Source organism: Kitasatospora phosalacinea, from assembly GCF_030268885.1.
Taxonomy (GTDB): Bacteria; Actinomycetota; Actinomycetes; order Streptomycetales; family Streptomycetaceae; genus Kitasatospora; species Kitasatospora phosalacinea_C.
Map to the genome: position 1 here is coordinate 1 of NZ_BSSA01000077.1, position 2195 is coordinate 2195.

Annotated in this window: 2 protein-coding genes; both read left to right on the forward strand. The window is 73.1% G+C overall.

Features of this window, described 5'->3' with window-relative positions:
* Window positions 1-152 precede the first annotated feature (152 nt).
* Complete coding sequence (locus tag QSK52_RS38955; RefSeq protein WP_285741021.1) at window positions 153-527, forward strand: SCO4402 family protein; 375 nt, start codon at window positions 153-155, stop codon at window positions 525-527.
* A 323-nt stretch (window positions 528-850) separates the two neighbouring features.
* Complete coding sequence (locus QSK52_RS38960) at window positions 851-1306, forward strand: VOC family protein (protein WP_285741022.1); 456 nt, start codon at window positions 851-853, stop codon at window positions 1304-1306.
* The last annotated feature ends 889 nt before the right edge of the window (window positions 1307-2195 follow it).

A 2195-nucleotide genomic window follows, 5' to 3' on the forward strand; every position in this document is an offset into this window, starting at 1 on the left:
CATCATGCGATGCCTCAAGCGATTCGTCGCCCGCGAGGTCTACCGCGCCCTGACCAGGACACCCACCCCACAAATCACCCAAACCGACCTCGCTCCAGCAGCTTGACAGCCATAGGAGCATCCCCCGCCACCCCGACCGGTACGCTCCCCCGGTGACCGACCGCGGCCCCACCCTCCCCGCGCTGCGCCACCAACTGGTGGCCGCGGTCCTCACCCTGGCCGCCCCCGGCCTCCAGGACGACGCCTTCGACCCCGCGCCGCTGCTCACCACCCTGTTCACCGAGGCCTGCGACGCCGACGACCCCCTCCCCTGGATCGGCCACACCCTGCGCACCGGCGAGGAAGCCGCCCTCACCGCGGACCTCGGCACCGCCCTGCGCACCCTCCGGGCCGCCCTGCCGCCCGACCCCCGCCCCGCCGACCACCTCCGCTCCCCCGCCTGGCCCGCCGTCACCACCACCGCCGCCCGCCTGGCCCGCGCCCTGGTCGCCAACGACCACCACGCGGCCTCGGCCCCCGGCCCCTGACGCCCGCCGCACCTCCTTGCGCATCGTCATCGACGACACCTCGTACCCGTTCCCGGGCATCGCCCCCCGAACTCCCGGGCCGTCTCGGCCTCCCGGTGCACGGTCGCCGTCTCGTACTCCGCCGACGTCATCCTCCGTAGCGCCACCCGCTGCTCGTCCGTCCCCCCGTCTTCGACCGGTTCCCCCGCCCGGCGCCCCTCGGAACACCGTCCCCACCCGTCCCCACCCGTCGCCCCCTCGCCCGCCGGACCACGAGGACCGGCCGACCCGGCATCCGCCGAGCAGGCGGACCGCCTGTCACAACCCTCTGGCAGGATCCGCGCATGGCAACGACCGTGCAGCTGACGATCGACTGTTCCGACCCTCAGAGGATGGTGGCCTTCTGGGCCCCGGCCCTGGGCTACGTGCCCGAGCCCGCGCCGGACGGGCACACCACGTGGCGCGCCTACTGGGAGGCGGCAGGGGTCCCCGCCGAGGAGTTGCCGACCGGGGCCGGTGACGTTCCGGAGTCGATCGTCGACCCGACGGGTCACGGACCGCGCGTGTGGTTCCAGCAAGTCCCGGAACCCAAGTCCGCCAAGAACCGCTGGCACTTCGACCTGAAGGTCGGCGGCGGCCGTGACGTTCCGCTGGACGTCCGCACGCAGCGGGTCAGGGCCGCCGTGGACCAGCTGGTCGCGGCCGGCGCCACCGTGCTGCAGATCAAGGACGAGCCGACCGCGGGCCTCTACGCCGCAGCCATGCAGGACCCCGAGGGCAACGAGTTCGACGTCGTCTGAGCCTCGCCCCCCCGTCACCGCCTCCGAGCCGGTCAGAAGGTCTCGACCGCACGACCATGCGGGGCCGGGGGCGCCGGGCGGGCCGATGCGGTGGTGGAAGCACAGCCCCGCGTCGCCACGGTCCCCCGGGTGGACAAAGGCGCTGACCGAGCAGGCGCCGTAGGTGTGAACATCGGGCGGCAGAAGACCGCCCACAGGGTACGGGTCGGGGACCCGATGACCTGACGCGGTGCCAGCCTGGCATGGAGGTTCTCGACGAACAGCCGCTCACGGGCCTGGGTCGCGAGCTCGACCACTCCGATGCACGACCACCGGTCGGCGACCTCTGCACGGCTGCGGCTGATGAAGGTGCACCACTCCTGCCGCGGTACGAGAGCGTCGTACGGACCGGAGTGGAGCCGGTCCGGGCGTGCGGCAGCCACGGTCTCCCACGCTCTCCGCCGCGGTGAACTTCCGGCGGAGTTCGGGGTGCAACGCCCCGGAACCCGCCGCGAGGCCCTCCCTCGCCCACGGCCAGGTCCCGGGCCGAGAAACCGCGGCGCGGGCGAGAGGGCGGCCACCGGCCGTGCACCCGGTCTCGATCCCGATCTTCTCGCCCGGCGGCAAGGGGATTCGGTGCAGGCCCGCCCGGGCCGCCGTGGTCAGGAGCCGCCAGGAAACGCCTCACTCGCCGCGTACCGCTCGACGGCACCGGCTCCGATCTCCGCCGGCAGATCGCCCCGACGCTCCTGCACGTACGCACCGACAGCGGTGTCCGAACTGTCCGCTTCCGGTCCGGAAACGCGAGAAAGCCCCCTGACATCCCGTCAGGGGGCTTTCTCTGAAAGATTGTTCGGCGGCGTCCTACTCTCCCACAGGGTCCCCCCTGCAGTACCATCGGCGCTGTGAG

Coding starts and splice junctions, on each gene's coding strand:
- QSK52_RS38960 (WP_285741022.1), top strand. CDS start 851: ATGGCAACGACCGTGCAGCTGACGATCGACTGTTCCGACCCTCAGAGG.